At 70.3% G+C, this 18,127-nt stretch carries 15 protein-coding genes and 1 pseudogene; 6 read left to right on the top strand and 10 right to left on the bottom strand.

Annotation, left to right across the window (positions count from 1 at the left end):
• Positions 1–7 precede the first annotated feature (7 nt).
• The 3 genes from ACGFNN_RS06510 to ACGFNN_RS06500 all read right to left on the bottom strand — a co-directional run bounded on the left by ACGFNN_RS06510 (position 8) and on the right by ACGFNN_RS06500 (position 2,567).
• Complete coding sequence (locus ACGFNN_RS06510; RefSeq protein WP_393553548.1) at positions 8–868, bottom strand: HpcH/HpaI aldolase/citrate lyase family protein; 861 nt, start codon at positions 866–868, stop codon at positions 8–10.
• On the bottom strand, positions 865–1,548 hold the full coding sequence (locus ACGFNN_RS06505; RefSeq protein WP_393553547.1) for an SRPBCC domain-containing protein: 684 nt from the start codon (positions 1,546–1,548) through the stop codon (positions 865–867). The genes ACGFNN_RS06510 and ACGFNN_RS06505 overlap by 4 nt, the downstream gene beginning before the upstream one ends.
• 224 nt (positions 1,549–1,772) lie before the next feature.
• Positions 1,773–2,567, bottom strand: coding sequence for an ABC transporter ATP-binding protein (locus tag ACGFNN_RS06500; protein WP_393553545.1), 795 nt, complete (start codon positions 2,565–2,567; stop codon positions 1,773–1,775).
• A 531-nt stretch (positions 2,568–3,098) separates the two neighbouring features.
• Between ACGFNN_RS06500 and ACGFNN_RS06495 the strand changes: the two genes are divergently transcribed.
• Entirely contained in the window at positions 3,099–4,064 is a 966-nt protein-coding gene (locus tag ACGFNN_RS06495; protein WP_393553543.1) for a MerR family transcriptional regulator, read from the top strand.
• A gap of 751 nt (positions 4,065–4,815) precedes the next feature.
• Here the strand turns inward: ACGFNN_RS06495 and ACGFNN_RS06490 are convergent.
• Positions 4,816–5,037: a transposase gene (locus tag ACGFNN_RS06490; protein WP_393553541.1), complete on the bottom strand. Its 222-nt coding sequence runs from the start codon at positions 5,035–5,037 to the stop codon at positions 4,816–4,818.
• 537 nt (positions 5,038–5,574) lie between these two features.
• Between ACGFNN_RS06490 and ACGFNN_RS06485 the strand changes: the two genes are divergently transcribed.
• The 4 genes and pseudogenes from ACGFNN_RS06485 to ACGFNN_RS06470 all read left to right on the top strand — a co-directional run bounded on the left by ACGFNN_RS06485 (position 5,575) and on the right by ACGFNN_RS06470 (position 10,556).
• The gene (locus tag ACGFNN_RS06485; RefSeq protein WP_393553539.1) at positions 5,575–7,038 is read left to right on the top strand and encodes a basic amino acid/polyamine antiporter; all 1,464 of its coding nucleotides are present in this window, start codon (positions 5,575–5,577) and stop codon (positions 7,036–7,038) included.
• 79 nt (positions 7,039–7,117) lie between these two features.
• Positions 7,118–8,386 carry an arginine deiminase gene (locus tag ACGFNN_RS06480; protein WP_393553537.1) on the top strand — a complete coding sequence of 423 codons (1,269 nt, stop codon included), beginning with the start codon at positions 7,118–7,120 and terminating at the stop codon, positions 8,384–8,386.
• Positions 8,387–8,655: 269 nt separating this feature from the next.
• Positions 8,656–8,907 (top strand): annotated as a pseudogene (locus ACGFNN_RS06475) (transposase family protein); the annotation flags it as partial.
• A gap of 257 nt (positions 8,908–9,164) precedes the next feature.
• Complete coding sequence (locus ACGFNN_RS06470) at positions 9,165–10,556, top strand: MFS transporter (RefSeq protein ID WP_393553535.1); 1,392 nt, start codon at positions 9,165–9,167, stop codon at positions 10,554–10,556.
• 53 nt (positions 10,557–10,609) lie between these two features.
• Here ACGFNN_RS06470 and ACGFNN_RS06465 read toward each other — a convergent pair whose 3' ends face one another.
• From ACGFNN_RS06465 to ACGFNN_RS06450, 4 genes are all read right to left on the bottom strand, one after another.
• Positions 10,610–11,083, bottom strand: coding sequence for an NUDIX domain-containing protein (locus ACGFNN_RS06465; protein WP_362543330.1), 474 nt, complete (start codon positions 11,081–11,083; stop codon positions 10,610–10,612).
• 47 nt (positions 11,084–11,130) lie between these two features.
• Positions 11,131–12,729 (bottom strand): apolipoprotein N-acyltransferase, encoded by a 1,599-nt coding sequence (gene lnt / locus ACGFNN_RS06460; protein ID WP_393553533.1) that lies wholly within the window; start codon positions 12,727–12,729, stop codon positions 11,131–11,133.
• 69 nt (positions 12,730–12,798) lie between these two features.
• Positions 12,799–13,359, bottom strand: a complete 561-nt coding sequence (locus tag ACGFNN_RS06455; RefSeq protein WP_393553531.1) for a hypothetical protein — start codon at positions 13,357–13,359, stop codon at positions 12,799–12,801.
• A 59-nt stretch (positions 13,360–13,418) separates the two neighbouring features.
• Positions 13,419–14,213 (bottom strand): glutamate racemase, encoded by a 795-nt coding sequence (locus ACGFNN_RS06450; protein WP_393553530.1) that lies wholly within the window; start codon positions 14,211–14,213, stop codon positions 13,419–13,421.
• A 58-nt stretch (positions 14,214–14,271) separates the two neighbouring features.
• Here ACGFNN_RS06450 and ACGFNN_RS06445 point away from each other — a divergent pair, with 58 nt between their 5' ends.
• Complete coding sequence (locus tag ACGFNN_RS06445; RefSeq protein ID WP_393553528.1) at positions 14,272–15,453, top strand: glycosyltransferase; 1,182 nt, start codon at positions 14,272–14,274, stop codon at positions 15,451–15,453.
• 28 nt (positions 15,454–15,481) lie between these two features.
• Here the strand turns inward: ACGFNN_RS06445 and ACGFNN_RS06440 are convergent, their stop codons facing one another.
• Together ACGFNN_RS06440 and ACGFNN_RS06435 are read right to left on the bottom strand one after the other, a co-directional pair.
• Entirely contained in the window at positions 15,482–16,765 is a 1,284-nt protein-coding gene (locus tag ACGFNN_RS06440; RefSeq protein WP_393553526.1) for a TerD family protein, read from the bottom strand.
• Positions 16,766–16,951: 186 nt separating this feature from the next.
• Positions 16,952–18,055: an ABC transporter substrate-binding protein gene (locus tag ACGFNN_RS06435; RefSeq protein WP_393553524.1), complete on the bottom strand. Its 1,104-nt coding sequence runs from the start codon at positions 18,053–18,055 to the stop codon at positions 16,952–16,954.
• Positions 18,056–18,127 lie beyond the last annotated feature (72 nt).

The following is an 18,127-nucleotide window of genomic DNA, read 5'->3' as shown; positions in this document are numbered from 1 at the left end:
GCGCCGGTCAGTCCCGGCCGGTCAGCTCGCGGCCCTTGCGCAGGCCTGGGTAGGTGCGTACGGGGGCCGACATCAGGAAGCGGTATCCGTCGTCGACGACCTGCTTGACGTTGTCGGCGGTGACGTGCGGGTGGCCCACGGGAACGCCCCGCTCGGCACAGATGTCGAGGATCCGCCGCTTGCACTCCAGGACCTGGGGGTGCTCGTACTGGCGGGGGAAGCCGAGCTCCTGGCTCATGTCGCCCTCGCCGATCAGGATCAGTCCGATACCGGGAACCTGGTCGAGCATGTCCGGGAGGTTCTTGATGCCGAGCTGGTCCTCGATCATCAGGCCGACGAGGATCTCCCCCTCGGGGTCGAGCGGCCAGACGTCGGCCCGGGCGTAGTACTCGATGTTGGAAATGCCCCAGTAGCGGGTCGCCGCGTGCGGTCCGTCCCCGCGCAGGCCGGGCGGGTCGTGGCGGGGGGCGTCGGGCAGGCGCGGGTAGCGGCAGGCGGCGACGGCGTTACGCGCCTCGTCGACCGTCGAGATGTGCGGCCAGATGATGCCGAACGCCCCGAGGTCGAGCGCCTGCTTGGCGTGCCACTGCGCCCGCTCCGCACCGTTGGCGGGGATACGCACGATGGGGGTGACGTCCGGTGCGAGGCTGTCGGCCTCGTACACCCGGCGCCGGCTGAGCAGGTACTGGAAGCTGTCCTTGAGCGCGTTGATGTCCCAGGGCTTGTGTTCCATCTCGAACACAACGGCGTCGTAGTCCGAGTTGCTGAGCTCGACCGCGGAGGCCGGGTCGGCCGCGGAGAAGGTCGCGAAGACGTGCTGCCCCGCGTCCAGTGCACCGATCACCTTGTTGAGCCTGGACGTTGTCATCGCCGTCCTCCCTGGTCGAGTACTTCGCCGTTCCGGTTCTCCGAAGGGCGGGCCGCCTGCGCCGTGCGCCCTCCTCTGCGACCGGCCCACCATGCGCGGAGCCGGGCGAACAGGCCGGTGGACCTGGGCTGCGCCCCGGCGGGGCCGGGCGTGCCGCGCCCGGTCGCGGGGTGGGCGGCGGGGGCCTGCGTCGTGGGCTCGGCGGGGGCGGGGGGAAGGGGCTCGGCGGGTACCGCGCAGGCGCTGACCAGTTGCTCGGTGAACTCCTTGGTCATCCGGGAGACCACCATCCCGGCGCCCGACTCGATCAGCTTGGCGAGCTTGCCGTTGAGCTTGATCTCGCCGTCGCAGAAGACCCGCGAGGTGCCGGGGGTCTCCCCCTCGCTCACCCTGAAGGTGGCGCCGGCGCTGAAGCGGGTGGCGCCCTGACCGTCGGCCCCCCTGGCCGAGAGGACGCCCCGGTGCTCGGGTTCGTCCAGGTCGAGGGAGACCCTGGCGGCGAACTTGACCCGGAGGCCGCCGAACCTGATGGCCAGGGTGCCGTCGAAGGACCCGTCGTCGTGCGACGGGCCGAGTTCGGCTCCGCCGATGCATGAGACGACGGCCGAGGGATCGGAGATGACCTGCCAGACGCGTTCGGGCGGACTGGGTACCGCGATCTCTTCCGTGATCGATATCAAAACTGGGAACCTAACTGGGCGGCAGGCGCGACGTCAGGCGGAAATGGGCATGACGGCGCGACCCGCGTGACAGAGACGGATCAGGGGCGCGAGGCTCCCCGGGACCCGGGGGCGGTGCGCTTCGGGTTGACGAAGGTGCCGGGACCGTGGGCCGCAGCGCGCCGGTTCGCTTCAGGCAGCGTCTGCCGAGCGTCACGACGGGGCGGACGGTGCCTGACGTGGCGCTAGGCGGCGGCCTTGGGCTCGTCGGCGAACAGGCTCCAGAGGTCGTTGTAGAGCTCGGAGAACTCGGGGGATTCCACCAGCTCACCTATCCGGCGCGGTCGTTCGAAGGGCACTTTGATGACGCGGCGGATGGTGCCGGGGCCCTTGGACATGACGATGACCTCGTCTGCGAGGTAGATGGCCTCGTTGAGGTCGTGCGTGACGAAGATCAGCGTGCCGTTCTGCTCGCGCCAGATGTTGAGCAGCTCCTGCTGGAGTTCGAGCCGGGTGATGGCGTCGAGCGGGCCGAACGGCTCGTCCATCAGCACGATGGAGGGGTCGTAGATCAGCGCCCGCGCGATGGCGCAGCGCTTCTGCATACCGCCGGACAGCTCCCGCGGGAAGTGGTGCTCGAATCCGGTGAGGCCGACGAGCTTGATCCAGTGGGCGGTCCGCTCCTTGCGTTCCTCCTTGGGGACCCTGCGGAACTTCAGCGCCAGGCCGATGTTGGCCTCCACGCTGAGCCAGGGCAGCAGGTGCGACTGCTGGGTCACGTACGCCGCGTCGGAGTTGACCGCGGCTACGGGCTCACCGGAGTAGAAGACCTGGCCCTCGGTGGGGGTGAGCAGCCCTGCGGCCAGGTTGAGGATGGTGCTCTTTCCGCACCCGCTGGGCCCGATGACGGCTACGACGCTGCCGCGATCGACTTTGAACGACACGTCTTCGATCGCCGGGCGATGCGTCCCGGGAAACTCCAGCGTGACGTGATCGAGACGGAGGGCCTCCGAGTGGGAGCTGCTCTGTGGGGTCGACATATCTGCCTCCTCGGCCCCCTCCTCCCGAGGGAGGACGCGGCCGTGCGCCGGCGCCTGTGGCGACGTTCGTTCGTGGATGGCGGTGCTGTGACGGTGGTGGAACCGGCGCCCGTGGAGGGCGTCGAAATCGGCTCGGGCTGTCAACTCACCGGGCAGCCGCTGAACACTCGGCGTCGCCAGGATTGTCTGACAACCAACGCAGCGAAGCTAACACCGCCCATCGGGTGGCACAAGAAGCGTGCAGGAAGAGCTTTGGATTCACAGCAAGAGGAGTGACGGGCGATCATAAGTGTCGGACAATGATGATGTGGCAGCGATGACGGCCGACCGCCACGGCACGCCCCGGACTCAGGCCGACGGGCGGCGGCCGCCCGGTGCGCCGGGGCCGGCCGCGTCGCTGGAACCGCCCCGCGCCCACCATCGCAACGCTGGTTCGGGATCGACGACCCCGGCTCTGCCCGTCGGGCGCGGAAGCACCAGCAGGGAGACTGGGCTTGAGTCTCCCGTCGGGGGAGGCATGAAGGTGCAGGCATGGACGGCGACACGCTCTTCACGATCGGAGCCCTGGCCCGGAGGACCGGGCTGACGGTCAAGACCATTCGGTTCTACTCCGACACCGGAATCGTGCCGCCGACGGACCGAAGCCCGGCTGGCTACCGTCTCTACGACATCGGCGCGTTGGCGCGTCTGGATCTGGTACGCACCTTGCGTGACCTGGGGCTCGACCTTTCCGTCATCCGGCAGGTGCTGGACCGGGAGGTCTCGGTGCCCGAGGTCGCGGCCGCGCACGCCGATGCCCTGGAGGTGCAGATCCGTACTCTGCGACTGCGGCGCGCGGTGCTGCGAGCGGTGGCCCGAAAAGGCTCCACCCCCGAGGAGATGGACCTCATGCACAAGCTTGCCAAGCTCTCCGACGACGAACGCAGACGCCTCATCACCGACTTCATCGACGACACCTTCGGCGGGTTCGACGCCAACGCCGACTTCGTCGACATGATGCGCTCGGCCATGCCCGAACTGCCGGACGACCCCGAACCCCATCAGGTCGACGCCTGGGTGGAACTCGCCGAACTCACCCAGGACCCCGACTTCCGCGCCTCCGTCCGCCGCATGGCGGAGTACCAGGCAGCCGAGCGCGCCCAAGGCGACGTCACCGGCTTGCACCACGACCTCACCGAGACCGTCCGCGACAGCGTGGGCCGTGCACTCGATGCCGACATCGCTCCGGCCTCGGCCGAGGCCGCACCCATCATCGACGCCCTCACCGCCCGTTACGCGCAGACCTTCAGCCGCGCCGACGACGCCGGCTTGCGCCACTGGCTGCTGACACGCCTGGATGTCGCCGGCGACCCCCGCGCGGAGCGCTACTGGCATCTGCTGGCCGCCATCAACGGATGGCCCGTCCCTCCCAGCCTGGCACCGGTGTTCACGTGGTTCGCAGAAGCACTGCGCACCCACACCCCGCGGCGGACCCGCGTGCAGTGGTCCCAGGCCTGACGGCCGCTCCGACCCTCGCGGCTTCGATCACGCCGCGAGGGTCGGAGCGTTCGACAGGTGACCGCCCTCGAACCGGGCTCCGGCGCGGACAGGAGCGACGAGATCGTGGGCTTCCGGTCCAGCGCGGGGGTCGGCACCGCACCGTCGCATCACCCTGAACCACGCGTCCCGGACGGCTTCGTTTCGAGCACCCCACTCCCCTGAACCGCCTTCCCGCGAGTCGGCATGGTGGCTGCGCGCATACGACCCTCGAACTATGTGGATCGACGCCCAGCGCCTCAACGAACCGGGCCTAACGAGCTCGTGGACGGTTAGGGCCTGTATCTGGTCGTGATCAAGGGGGATGGTGGACGTGGGCAGGACTCCGTCCCGTTGCGTCCGCTGGCGGGCTGGTGGGTGGGTGGGTGGGCCCCACACCAGGGCACGGACGGCACCGCGATCATCGCTGGCACGTCGCGTCGCCATCCCGCCCGGTCCCACCGTTTTCTACAGAGTCGGGGCGCTCCAGCCCGGCATGGAGATAGCCGTGTCGAGAGCGGCCGGCTAGGCCGCCCGCTTCGCCATTGACCGTATCGATGTGTATGACGCCAACGACTTCCCCAACGACACGGTCTACGCCTAATGGTGGCTTGAGGCATCGCTGTGCGTCGCGAGGGGTCATTCCCTCGGTGATTCGACGGGCGACGTACGCCTTCGTGGCGGGGGCGAGCCGCATGCGGATCAGGGGGATCGTGTGCATTGGGCGGTTGAGCTACCGGTCTTCACTCCGGTTGAGCCGGTGCCAGTTGGTGAGCCCAGAGGAGGCAGGGATTGGTGAGACGCCAGCGAAGGAAGCGAAGGCGGCTTCCGAGCGGAACAGAGCTGCCCCGAGTTTCGTAGAGTCCGATCTTGATGGTTCAGGCGGACCGCGGGACTTGCTCCTGGCTCCGCCAGAAGGCTTGCTCGTACTCGGTGGGGGCGCCCCGGACGCCATCCTGCCCCCACGGACTCCCCCTCATCGGACCGATGGGGTCGGCCACCATGGCAGCGGCTCACGACTGCCAGGACTTCCATTTCGTGGGCACCGAACGCGTCGCAATTCCGGCAACGCTCGAGGCCGGCATATCGGCAAAAGCCGACACCGGTACCGGTTGATGCCATGGAGGGTAAAACGGTCGACGGTCCAGACCTCGACCCAGGCTCCGGCCTGCGGACATGACTCCACATGTCGCTCTTGCTGGGGCGAGGCACTGTGCGTGTCTGGGCGAACAGCCCACAGCGACAAGATATAGATATCAGGACAAACCGCATCGTCCGGATGGGTTTCCCGTGTCGGCGAGCGATCTTGGTACTGGTTCCCGCCAGCACCTCGAGGCGGCCGGGTCACGGTGGAGGGTGACACCCGACCGCACAGCGGACGGTGAGTTGCGGGCCGTCAGCCGGTTCGCCGTCACGCCGAGGGAACTCGTACCGCGCGGTGGAACCCACCTGTCCCGGTAGCCGAATGCCCTCTACGCCAGCGAGGTCCTTGATGAGCCACGCAGACACCGACCCCGGTGCCTCCACCAGCAAGGGCCCGCCAGCGGCCAAGCTCACCCTGCTCACGCTCACCGCCATGGTCGTCGGCTCCATGGTCGGTGCCGGTGTCTTCTCCCTGCCACGGCGCTTCGCGGAGGAGACCGGAGTCGCGGGTGCGCTGATCGCCTGGGCCATCGCCGGCGTAGGCATGCTGATGCTGGCGTTCGTGTTCCAGACCCTCGCCGTCCGGCGCCCCGACCTGGACGCGGGGGTCTACGCCTACGCCAAGGCCGGCTTCGGCGAGTATCTCGGCTTCTTCTCCGCCTTCGGCTACTGGGCCAGCGCATGCGTCGGCAACGTGACCTACTGGGTCCTCATCATGTCGACGATCGGGGCGCTCGCCCCGGCGCTCGGCGACGGGGACACCGCGCTCGCCATCGTGCTGTCGTCCGCAGGGCTCTGGGGCTTCTTCCTACTCGTCCGCCGCGGGGTGAAGGAAGCCGCCGCCATCAACCGGATCGTTACCGCCGCCAAGATCGTCCCCATCGTGATCTTCGTGATCCTGGCGCTCTTCTACTTCCGGCCGTCCGTCTTCGCCGACAACTTCGGTGGGGCCGACTACGCGGGGTCGCTGTTCAATCAGGTCCGGGGAACCATGCTCGCCACCGTCTTCGTCTTCCTCGGTGTCGAAGGCGCAAGCGTCTACTCCCGGCACGCCAAGCGCCGCGAGGACGTCGGCCGGGCAACGATCCTCGGTTTCCTCAGCGTTTTCGCGATCTTCGCCTCGGTGACCATCGTGTCGTACGGGATCATGCCGATGGAGGAGATCGCCGCACTTCGACAGCCGTCCATGGCGGGCGTTCTGGAAGCCGCCGTAGGTACCTGGGGCGAGGTCTTCGTCAGCGTCGGGCTCATCGTCTCCGTGCTGGGCGCCTACCTCGCCTGGACTCTCATGGCGGCCGAGGTGCTCTTCGTCGCCGCTCAGGACAAGGACATGCCTCGCTTCCTCGGCCGCTCCAGCGGCGACGATGTCCCTGTCCCGGCTCTGCTCATGACCACAGCGCTCAGCCAGATCGTCCTGATCGTCACTGCCTTCTCGGACGACGCGTTCAACTTCGCCCTGGACCTGACGAGTTCCCTGAGCCTCATCCCGTTCCTTCTGGCCGCCGCGTTCGCCGTGAAGATCGCACTTGGGCCACAAGCGCAGCGGACCGTCACAGGACAGACCACTCGGCGTGAGGCGGTAGTCGCCGTCCTCGCCACCCTCTACACGGCTTTCCTTCTCTACGCGGCCGGACTCAAGTTCGTCCTCGTCTCCCTCATCCTCTACGCGCCCTCCACCGTCCTCTTCATCAAGGCCAGACGCGAACAGCACCGGCGCCTCTTCTTCCCTGCCGAAGCAGCCATGTGCGCCGTAACCATCGCCGGGGCCGTCCTCGGTGTCCTTGCTCTGGCCCTCGGCTGGATCGAGCTCTGAAGTCGCACCGCGCTCCCGTCCTGCCCGGCTGCTGTGTTGCGACAGCCCGCCCGTCGCTCCCCTGGAAAGGCCTCTTGCCATGACAAGCCGCGAAGCCGGCCACCGCCCGTCCGCTGCACTCGGCGTCCATTCCGAGGTCGGACAGCTACGGAAGGTGCTGGTCTGCGCACCCGGTCTCGCCCATCGTCGGCTGACTCCGACCAACGCCGACGACCTGCTGTTCGATGACGTGATGTGGGTGGAGAACGCACAGCGTGATCACGCCGACTTCGTCAACAAGCTCACTCAGCGCGGCGTCGACGTCGTCGAACTGCACCAGGTGCTCGCGGAGACCATGACGGTGCCTGGCGCCAAGGACTGGCTCCTGGACCGGAAGATCGTCCCCAACGAGGTCGGTCTCGGCCTGGTCGACCTGACCCGGGCGTTCCTCGAAACCCTCGCCCCGCGCGAGATGGCCGAGTACCTCATCGGCGGCCTGTCCACCACCGACCTGCCGGACGAGTACCGCTCCGCCTACATCGCACTCGCCCGAGAGGGCGTCGGTGCGCGCCAGTACCTCATGCCCCCGCTGCCCAACACCTTGTACACCCGCGACACCACCTGCTGGCTGTACGGCGGCGTCACTCTCAACCCCCTCTACTGGCCCGCCCGGCACGACGAGACCCTCCTCATGAAGGCCGTCTACACCTTCCACCCCGACTTCACCGGCTCGGCGGTGTGGTGGGGCGACCCCGAGAAGGACTGGGGCCAGGCGACCTTCGAAGGCGGCGACATCATGCCCGTCGGGAACGGCGTCGTTCTCATGGGCATGAGCGAACGCACCTCCCGTCAGGCAATCACCCAGGTCGCCCGGGCGCTCTTCGAGAAGGGTGCCGCGCAGCACGTCGTTGTCGCCGGCATGCCGAAGCTACGCTCCGCCATGCACCTCGACACGGTGTTCACCTTCGCCGACCGAGATGTCGTCACGCTGTACCCGAACATCGTGGACGCCGTGCACAGTTTCTCGCTCCGCCCCGGGGACAAGGCACCCGGCGTCGAGATCATCGATGAAGGCACCACCCCCTTCGTCGATGTCGTCGCCAAGAGCCTGGGCCTGGACCATCTCCGGGTGATCGAAACCGGCGGAGACGCATACGCCTCCGAACGCCAGCAGTGGGACAGCGGCAACAACGCCGTAGCCCTGGAACCGGGCGTCGTCTTCACCTACGACCGCAACACTCATACCAACACCCTGCTGCGGAAAGCCGGTGTGGAGGTCATCACCATCACCGGCGCCGAACTCGGCCGGGGCCGAGGCGGCGGGCACTGCATGACCTGCCCGCTGATCCGGGATGCGGTGCAGTTCTGATGGGGTTACAGGACAGCGGTGGGCGGACCGATCCCTGCTCCTCACGGCGAGGAACGTCCTGAGCCCTTTGACCCCTCTGCCCGCAGGCCGACCGGAGGCCAGGGTCGCCTCCCCGGCCGGCCTGCGGATCGGCCATCAGTTGCTCACGCCTTCGTCCGGCGTGCGGGACGGCCGGCCGGAGCGTCACCTGTCGGCGCGTGCTCGAGATCCCGCACCTCCCGGCAACGGGGGAGGCTGCCACTGCTGGCCAGGGTTGAGATGATCTTGTGGTGTCTGGTGTGATCACGGCGTCGCCGACCTCCTGGAAAGCCCCGTTCAGCGGGCTGAGCCCGCGACAGTTCGGCAAACTGATCACCGCGCTCCGGCGCGAGGGTGCGGATCCGGTGCGCAAGGCCCGGCCGTGGAGCCTGCCGTGGGAGGACCGCGTGCTGCCGGTCGCCGCGTACTGGCGGACCAACCTGACTTGGCGGCAGCTGGTGCCGCTGTTCGGGGTGTCGAAGTTTGCGGCCGACCGCATCATCACACCGGCCGACGCGGCCAAGCTCACCCGCAGCCAGCTGCGCGCGTTGTTCCGTGGACGTCAGACATACGGTGGGGCGCGCTGACACCTTCGTGGCATCGTCGAGGCTCCGCCGAAGACCCCGGTACCGGCTCCATGGTGGGCGCGCGCACTCCAACACCTGGAACTATGGTGTCCCACCACATACGCCCCTGACCTGCGGATTCCTACGGTGTGGCGACACGTAAACGTCCCCGTCACAGCCAGGAAGTGGTGCCGATGTCGTCGCCCGCAACCGCCCCGCCGGCCCCGAACAACCTCAAGCGCGTCGTCGCCGCGTCCCTCGTCGGCACCACGATCGAGTGGTACGACTTCTTCCTCTACGGTTCAGCCGCCGCGCTGGTCTTCAACAAGCTGTTCTTCCCCGAGTCCGACCCGCTCGTCGGAACCCTGCTCTCCTTCCTCACCTACGCGGTGGGCTTCGCCGCCCGGCCGGTCGGGGCTCTGGTCTTCGGGCACTACGGCGACCGTCTCGGACGCAAGAAACTCCTGGTGCTGAGCCTGCTGATGATGGGTGGCGCGACCTTCGCGATCGGGCTGCTGCCGACTCACGCGACCATAGGTTCGGCCGCGCCCGTTCTCCTCACCGTCCTTCGCCTGGTGCAGGGGTTCGCCCTCGGCGGTGAGTGGGGTGGCGCCGTACTGCTCGTCTCGGAGCACGGGGACGCGAAGCGGCGGGGGTTCTGGGCTTCCTGGCCCCAGACCGGCGCGCCCGCCGGGCAGTTGCTCGCGACCGGTGTGCTCTCCGCGCTGACGGCGCTCCTGTCGGATTCCGCCTTAGGCACGTGGGGATGGCGGATCCCCTTCCTCCTCTCCGGAGTCCTGGTGATCCTCGGCCTGTGGATTCGTCTCTCCGTCGATGAATCACCGGTCTTCAAGGCCGCCCTGGCCCACGCCGCCGAGCGCGAGGCCACCGACGGCCGGGCCGAGAAGATGCCGCTGGTCGCCGTCTTGCGGCACCACTGGCGGGACGTGCTGATCGCCATGGGCGCGCGGATGGCCGAGAACATCAGCTACTACGTGATCACCGCGTTCATCCTCGTGTACGCGACGACGTCCGCGGAGCTGAGCAAGCAGACGGCGCTCAACGCGGTGCTCGTCGCGTCCGCCGTGCACTTCACCGTCATCCCGCTCTGGGGCGCGCTGTCCGACCGGGTGGGACGCCGGCCGGTCTACCTGGTGGGTGCCGTCGGCGTCGCGCTGTGGATGTTCCCGTTCTTCGCCCTGATCGACAGCAGGAGCTTCGGAGGGCTTCTGCTGGCCGTCACGGTCGGGCTGATCTTCCACGGCGCGATGTACGCCCCGCAGGCGGCCTTCTTCGCCGAGATGTTCGCGACGCGGATGCGCTACTCGGGCGCGTCCATCGGGGCCCAGTTCTCGTCGGTCGCCGCGGGCGCTCCCGCCCCGCTCATCGCCACCGCGCTGCTGGCCGACTTCGGCACCTCGACCCCGATCTCCCTGTACGTCATCGCCGCGGCGCTGCTCACCGTGCTGGCGATCGTCTGCGCGAAGGAGACCAGGAGCCGGGACCTCGCGGACGTCGAGTCGGGGACAGGACGGCTGGCGGCGGCCGAGGCGGAGACGCTGCCCGCCGACGCCCGTACCGTCTGACCCCCGCTTCGACGGGCCGGCACCCCGATCCCGGGGAGGCCGGCCCGTCGGGTTCACGGAGTACGGGCGAACCAGGTGGGCTCGTCCGTGAGGGACTGCTTGATCCTGAACAGCGAGAACTCGCTCAACCGCGGCAGGGCGTCGACGTCGAACCACGCCACCTCGAGCGACTCGTCGTCGTTCACCCGTGCCTCACCGCCGGTGGCCCTGCAGCGGAAGGTGATGTCGACGTACTGGCAGCGGTCACCGTTGGCGTACTCGACGGGCTTCAGTGCCTGGGTGAGCACGACGCGCTCCGCGACACAGCGCACCGCCGTCTCCTCGAGCACCTCCCTCTCGGCGGTCGTCGCGGGCTCCTCGCCCGGCTCCGCGATGCCGCCGATGACCGACCAGGTGCCGGTGTCCGCCCGACGGTTGAGAAGAACCCTGCCCGCGTCGTCGAAGACGACCGCGGTGACCCCCGGCAGCAGAAGGAGCTGGTGACCGGCGGTGGCCCGGATGTCGCGGATGAAGTCTGGAGTAGCCATGCGCCCGAGACTACGTGGCCGCCGAACCCGCCCCGCGCCGCCCTCGGTCAGGGCCTCGACGCCCTCCTCGCACGCACCGACCGGGTCGTCGCCCAGCCGAGACCGGCCAGGGCGAGCAGGGCGAGGATCCCCTCCGGCACCGCTCCCAGACGGGTGGCGGGGGTGAGCGAGGAGCGCAGGGGCACCTCGTCGACCAGGGCGTCCGGGGTGAACATCTTCGTCTTCTCCACGATCGTTCCGTCCGGCCTGATCACCGCGCTGACACCGCTGGTGACCGGGACGACGACCGAACGGCCGTGTTCCACGGCCCTGACCTGGCTCATGGCGAGCTGCTGGTAAGTCATCTCGCTGCGCCCGAAGGTGGCGTTGTTGCTCGGTACGGCGATCATCTGACCGCCGGCCTTCACGGTGTCCCGTACGGCGTCGTCGAACGCGGCCTCGTAGCAGGTCACCAGCCCGACCTTGGTTCCCGCCAGATCGAAGACGCCGACCTTCGTACCGGGGCCGAAGTCCCGCTGGACCCGGTCGACGTCCTTGCTGAAGATCCGGGCGATCGACCGCATCGGCATGTACTCGCCGAAGGGCTGGATGTGCCGCTTGTCGTAGGTGCCCACCGGGCCCTGCTCCGGGTCCCAGGCGATCAGGGTGTTGCGCAGCGGACCCGTGTCCGGAGTCAGGACCGCGCCGATGACGGTGGGCGCGCCGATCGCCCGCACCGCCCGGTCGATGACCTCGCGGGCGTCGGGGTTGCGGTAGGGATCGAGGTCGGAGGAGTTCTCCGGCCACAGCACGAAGTCGGGCTGCGCCACCTTGCCCGCCTTCACGTCCCCGGCCAGCTGCTCCGTACGGTTCGCGTGGTTGTCCAGGACGGCCCGGCGCTGGGAGTTGAAGTCGAGGCCCAGGCGCGGCACGTTGCCCTGGATCGCGGCGACGGTGGCCGTGCCGTCCTCCGGTGAGTCGTCCACGAGCGGCAGTGCCGCCAGCGCGGCGGCGACGGGGGCGGCGAGGGTGACCGCGGCCGCGATCACGGCGGAGCGGGGCACGGTGCGGGTGGCCCGGTAGCGGCGCACCTGGCGTACGGCCTCGAGGAGTCCGAAACCGCACAGCACCACGGCGAACGAGAGCAGCGGTGTACCGCCGAGCGCGGCGAGCGGGAGGAACGCGCTGTCGGCCTGGCCGAAGGCGATCCGGCCCCAGGGGAAGCCGCCGAAGGGGACACGGGCCCGGAGCGCCTCGTCGAGTGTCCAGACGGCCGCCGCCCAGACGGGCCAGTACGGCAGTCTGGACACGGCGGCGATCCCGGCGCAGCCGATGGCGATGAACAGCGCCTCGGCGAAGGCGAGCGCGAGCCAGGGGACGGGGCCGACCTCCTCGCCGGTCCAGTGCAGCAGCGGCAGCATGAAGCCCAGGCCCGCCAGCAGGCCGAGTCCCAGGGCCGCACGCGTCCTGCGGGCGGTGAGGACCCAGCCCAGCAGGGCGAAACCGGGCAGCACCAGCCACCACAGTGGCCTCGGCGGGAAGCTCGCGTAGAGCAGGGCGCCGGAGAGCAGGGCCGCTGCCGGCCTGACGAGCCTCGGCAAGGACTTCGGCCCCCTGGACGCGGGGGCGGGCGACGGATCGTCGACGGTGGTGATGGTGGCGCTCACCTGCTGGAGTCTACGGTGGGCGGCCGTGGGCCCGGCAGGCACTCCGCTCCCGCCGGTCCCCGGACGGACTCAGTTCCCGGACGACCCGGCCTTCCCGGTCGCGGTGAGGTGCAGCCGGTCACGGATGAAACGTACGGCCGCCTCCGCGTCGTCGACGGTGACGGTGAACGTCCTGCCGTCCCCGAGTCTGAGGACGAGACCCTCGCCCCTGCGCACGACGACGGCCGTGCCCTTCTCGGGACGCCAGCGGTAGCCCCAGCCACCCCACTGGCGCGGGGTGACCTTGGGAGCGAACTCCGCGCCGACCACGTGGGTGAGCAGGATCCGCCGTCTGGGCAGTCCCGCGTGGCCGCAGCGCACCTCCAGGGCGTCGCCGTCGACCTTCACCGCCACGTGCACGAAGGCGAGCGTCCCGAAGAGGATCAGGAGACCCGCGGCGACGCAGCCGATGACGGACACGATCAGCGCAAGGCTCCACGCCGCGTCGACCGCCAGCTCGATGCCGAGTGCCAGGCATCCCGCTCCCGCCGCGGCGAGCAGCCACTGGAAACGGTTGGTCGCCCGGCCCGTCCAGACCGTGCTCGGGGCCTGGCTCGAACCGTGCCGCGTCCTGCCGGGGTGGTCCGTCATGCCCAGCAGCGTACCCACGTTCCCGGCGACGTGGAGGGGCGTCGCGGCGCGGGGGCCGGTCAGAGGGCGGGGCTGACGGCCTTCAGCAGGCGCCCTTCGGCGTAGGCCAGGGCGGGCTTCGTGAGGTCCGCGGCGTGTCCGCCGAGGAGGACCGAGAGAGTGCCGGCCGGTTCGGCCGACGGGGCGGGCGTGGCCCCGATCCGGCGCAGCGCCTGCGCGGCCACAGCATCCGCGGAGCCGTGGAGTACGAGCGGAGCCCGGTCGCCGCCCCTGCCTGCCTCCACCGCCTCGCGGATGCGGCCGGCGACGAGCTCGTAGTGGGTGCACCCGAGGACGACATCGGTCACCTCGGCCGGGGTGAGCGCGGCCGCCGCGGCAACGGCCCGGTCGATCGCGTCCTCGTCGGCCTGCTCGACCGCGTCCGCGAGGCCGGGGCAGGGGACCTCGGTGACGTCCACCGAACGGGCGAAGTCGTGGATCAGCCCGCGCTGGTACGGGCTGCCGGTGGTGGCCGGGGTAGCCCAGATGGCGAAGGGGCCGCCGCCCGCGGCGGCGGGCTTGATCGCGGGGACGGTGCCGACGACCGGCAGCCCCGGTTCCAGTTCGGCGCGGAGGGCGGGCAGCGCGTGGACGGAGGCGGTGTTGCAGGCGACGATCAGGGCGTCGGGCCGCTGGGCCGCCGCCGCGCGTGCCACGGCGAGAGCTCGCCGGGTCACGTCCTCGGGCGTACGAGGTCCCCAGGGCATCGACGCGGGATCGGACGACAGCACCAGGTCGGCGTCGGGCCTCAGCCGGCGTACCGCGGCGGCTGCCGCGAGCAGGCCGATTCCCGAGTCCATGAGTGCGATCTTCACCCGGTCACCATAGTCGACCGCCCGTGCGGCGCCCTCGCCGTGGGGCAGACTTCGACGGATGAGCGCCCTTGCCTGGATCGCCGTGGGTTCACTGACCGTGTGGGTGTGGCTGCTGCTGGGCCAGGGGTTCTTCTGGCGTACGGACCAGCGGCTTCCGGCAGGCCGGGAGCCCGCGCGCTGGCCCTCGGTGGCCGTGGTCGTGCCCGCCAGGGACGAGGCGGAGATGCTGCCGCTGAGTCTGCCGTCCCTCCTGGCCCAGGACTATCCGGGGGAGGCCGAGGTCTTCCTCGTCGACGACTGCAGCGGGGACGGTACGGGCGACCTGGCCCGGTCGATCGCCCGGCGGTGCGGAGGGCTTCCCCTGACGGTGCTGACGCCGGGTGAGCCGGAGCGCGGGTGGACGGGGAAGCTCTGGGCCCTGCGCCACGGGATGGCGGCGGCACGGGAGCGGAAGCCGGGCTTCCTCCTCCTGACGGACGCCGACATCGCGCACGGGCCGGACAGCCTGCGCGCACTCGTCGTCGCGGCCGGGCCCGAGGGGGCCGGCGGCTTCGACGTCGTCTCGCAGATGGCGAGACTACGGGTGACGAGCCCGTGGGAGCGGCTGGTGGTCCCGGCCTTCGTCTACTTCTTCGGGCAGCTCTACCCGTTCCGCCGGGTGAACTCGGCCCGGTCCCGGACCGCCGCGGCTGCGGGCGGCTGTGTGCTGCTGCGCACGGAGGCGGCCGAGCGGGCGCGGCTGCCGGAGTCCATCCGTCAGGCGGTCATCGACGACGTGTCCCTGGCTCGCGCGGTGCACCGGTCGGGCGGCCGCGTCTGGCTGGGGCTCGCCGACCGCGTCGACAGCGTGCGGCCGTATCCGGGGCTCCCCGACCTGTGGCGGATGGTGTCGCGCAGTGCGTACGCGCAGCTGAGGCACAGTCCGGTGCTGCTGGCGGGAACCGTCCTGGGGCTCGCACTCGTCTACGTCGCCCCGCCGGTGACCCTGGTCTCGGGGCTCCTGACGGTCGACACCGTGGCCGCCGCGGCGGGCGGTGCCGCCTGGGCGGTGATGGCGGGGACGTACATGCCGATGCTCAGGTACTACCGGCAGTCGCCCCTGTCGGCGCCCCTGCTCCCCTTCACCGCCGTCCTCTATCTGCTGATGACGGTGGACTCCGCGGTGCTGCACCACCGGGGTCGCGGCGCGGCCTGGAAGGGACGTACGTACGCCCGTCCCGAGGCCGCGCCGGAGTCCTGAGCCGGCTGGCGGCCCGGACGTTGGTGGGTCACTTGCGTCCGGGAGTCCAGTTCATGCCCCAGCCGTAGGCGGCGTCGATGGTCCGCTGCGGGCTGACCCCGCGCTGGGGGACCAGGTAGCGCGCCTCGCGCTGGACGGTGAGGTCCCCTCCCCCGTTGTTGGTGATCAGCGCGAGGGCGCAGACGGTGGAGGGCACGGTGCACTCGTCGAGGGAGAAGTCGATGGGGGCGCCGTTCTGGGGCTGGAGGGTGACCGTGGCGTGCAGGTCGGCGAAGCTGCGGGCGCCTTCGTAGATGGTCACGAAGATCAGGACCCGGCGCAGTCTGTCCTTGTGGTCGAGGTTGACGGTGAGGTTCTCACCGCTGGAGACGGCACCGGTACGGTCGTCGCCGTCGAGGTGGATGTAGGGCGGCTGCCCGAGCGATCCGAAGGCGTTCCCGAGCGCCTGCACCACTCCCTTACGGCCGTCGGTCAGCTCGTACAGAGCGCAGAGGTCGAGGTCCAGGTCGGCGTGCATGGCGACGGCCCTGCCGAGCTTCGCACCCCAGCCCTTGAACTGCTTGCGTACCTCCCAGTTGAGGTTGACCCTCAGCGCACCGGAGGTTCCGCCCTGTTTCGACAGGGAGACCGTCGGTGCCTCCTTGGTCAGCGTGACCTTGGTCAGCCGCACGGGCTGTGCGGCCGGGGGCGGGGGCGGCGGAGTGGCGGGGGCCTGGGGCGCGACCGGGGTGGGGGGCCGGACCGCTGTGGGCCGAGGCTGAGGCACCTGGCGCGGCGGCGCCTGCTGGGGTTCGTCGACCGAGATCCCGAAGTCCGTCGCGAGTCCGGCGAGGCCGGTGCCGTATCCCTGTCCGACGGCCCTGAACTTCCAGGCGCCCTGGCGCAGATAGAGCTCACCGAGGATGAACGCGGTCTCGACGGTCGCGTCCGCGCTCTCGAAGCGGGCGATCTCGGATCCGTTCGACTGGTCGACGACCCTGACGTAGAGGCCCGACACCCGGCTGAAGGGTCCTCCGTCCGCCGAAGCCGCGATCACGATGCGGTCGATCGCCGGTTCCACCCGCCCGAAGTCGACGGCGAGCGTGTCCGTCACCGTGTCGGACGCGGTCCGCTTGCCCTCGTGACGCACCGCTCCGGAGCTGTGCGCCGGCTGGTTGTAGAAGACGAAGTCCGCGTCGCTGCGCACCTTTCCCGCCACGAGCAGGAGCGCGGAGGCGTCCACGTCGGGAGTTCCGGGTGAGCCGCGCCAGCCCAGCTCGACTCGCACGGCCCCCGTCGGCACCGCGACGTTCGTACCCTTTTGCATGATCATGCTCGCCCCCAACACGAGTCCGGTGGTCCGGAGAATCTTCCGACAACCTAGACCCCGGGCCTCCGGCCCGCCCACACTCCCGGCAAGGAGGGGCGGACGTCCCGCCGCCCCACGGCTTCGACGGCGTCGGGCACGCCGCGAGCCCTCGGAGGGCCGGCGCCCGGGGGCGCGGCTCCGGGGGCCGGTTCAGCCGGTGTACAGGGTCCTGAAACGGTCGGGCCGGGCGGGATCCCGGTCGACGACCCGGACCGGGGCCTCGTCCCACTGCAGGACCCCGATACCCGGGACGCGGGAGAACCGGACAGGCCCGCGGGTTCCGTCGACTTCCACGTCTCCCCAAGCCAGGGCTTCGCGCGTACGGTCCACCCCTTGGGAACGCAGAGCCTCAGCGAGGACGGTGATGGTGTCGTACCCCTCGAAGGCCACGAAGGAGGGCTCTTCGGCCAGCCGTTCCCGCAGAGCCGCCCCGACACGCCGCCCGAGGGGACCGAGGCGTTCAGGCAGGTAGCGGAGGAAGGGGATCCCCGCGCCGTCCCCTCCGAGCAGCCGCTGCCATCCGGCGAACTCCGGCTGTCCGGCCGGGGCGCCGATCGTGAGTCCGGCCAGGCGCCGGTCCCGGCGTGCGGACCGGACGATCGGCACGGCGGGCTCGGGCTGACCGACCAGGAGGAGGAGCGCCGTCGCCCGGTCGGCCACGACCTCGTCGCACACCTCCGCGGGAGTGAGCGCTCGCGCGTCCAGTTCGACGACACTCCCGCCGCGTGCGGCGCAGTGGTCCCGGAGCACGGCCGCGCCGGAGGCCCAGTAGACACTCGGCTCGGTGGCCACGGCGATGCGGGTGTGGCCTGCGTCGAGCAGGAAGTCGGCGTAGAGCCGCCAGCCGCGGGACTGCGGTGGAGACAGACGGGCCACCCGGTCCGTCTGCTCGTCGGTGAGCGCGTCCAGCACGGCCGAGGAACACAGAAAGGGCAGTTCGAGTTCGGCGGCCCTGGAAGCGGCGGCGCGGGCGACCACACTGTGGTACTCCCCGACCAGTGCGGTCACACCCGAGCCGGCCAGCTCGTCCACGGCCGCGGTGGCCCGGCCCGGATCCGCGGCCGTGTCCCTGACGACGAGTTCGAGCGGTCTGCCGTCGACCCCGCCTTCGGAGTTGATGCCGGCGACCGCGAGTTCGAGTCCGGCGAGCAGGTGTCTGCCCGCCTCCACCCAGCCGGGCGGCGACAGCGGTGCGAGCGCACCGATCCGGATGGCGCTCCGCCCGGTACCGGACGGCGGTCGTACCGTGTTCATGTGACGGCCTCTCCCCTGCGACGATTGCGAGCCGTGGCGGCTCGGGCTGCCGGGAGCATGCCGGGCCCGGGG

Source organism: Streptomyces sp. NPDC048590 (assembly GCF_043199535.1).
Classification (GTDB): Bacteria; Actinomycetota; Actinomycetes; order Streptomycetales; family Streptomycetaceae; genus Streptomyces.
Note: the sequence above shows the minus strand (reverse complement) of the source record. Positions and strands in the feature narration are given on the sequence as shown.

Bases quoted from the DNA above. Each gene is read 5' to 3' on its own strand.
- ACGFNN_RS06510 (WP_393553548.1), bottom strand. From the start codon at position 868: ATGACAACGTCCAGGCTCAACAAGGTGATCGGTGCACTGGACGCGGGG.
- ACGFNN_RS06500 (WP_393553545.1), bottom strand. From the start codon at position 2,567: ATGTCGACCCCACAGAGCAGCTCCCACTCGGAGGCCCTCCGTCTCGAT.
- ACGFNN_RS06495 (WP_393553543.1), top strand. From the start codon at position 3,099: ATGGACGGCGACACGCTCTTCACGATCGGAGCCCTGGCCCGGAGGACC.
- ACGFNN_RS06490 (WP_393553541.1), bottom strand. From the start codon at position 5,037: ATGGCGTCCGGGGCGCCCCCACCGAGTACGAGCAAGCCTTCTGGCGGA.
- ACGFNN_RS06485 (WP_393553539.1), top strand. From the start codon at position 5,575: ATGAGCCACGCAGACACCGACCCCGGTGCCTCCACCAGCAAGGGCCCG.
- ACGFNN_RS06480 (WP_393553537.1), top strand. From the start codon at position 7,118: ATGACAAGCCGCGAAGCCGGCCACCGCCCGTCCGCTGCACTCGGCGTC.
- ACGFNN_RS06470 (WP_393553535.1), top strand. From the start codon at position 9,165: ATGTCGTCGCCCGCAACCGCCCCGCCGGCCCCGAACAACCTCAAGCGC.
- ACGFNN_RS06465 (WP_362543330.1), bottom strand. From the start codon at position 11,083: ATGGCTACTCCAGACTTCATCCGCGACATCCGGGCCACCGCCGGTCAC.
- ACGFNN_RS06455 (WP_393553531.1), bottom strand. From the start codon at position 13,359: ATGACGGACCACCCCGGCAGGACGCGGCACGGTTCGAGCCAGGCCCCG.
- ACGFNN_RS06445 (WP_393553528.1), top strand. From the start codon at position 14,272: ATGAGCGCCCTTGCCTGGATCGCCGTGGGTTCACTGACCGTGTGGGTG.
- ACGFNN_RS06440 (WP_393553526.1), bottom strand. From the start codon at position 16,765: ATGATCATGCAAAAGGGTACGAACGTCGCGGTGCCGACGGGGGCCGTG.
- ACGFNN_RS06435 (WP_393553524.1), bottom strand. From the start codon at position 18,055: ATGAACACGGTACGACCGCCGTCCGGTACCGGGCGGAGCGCCATCCGG.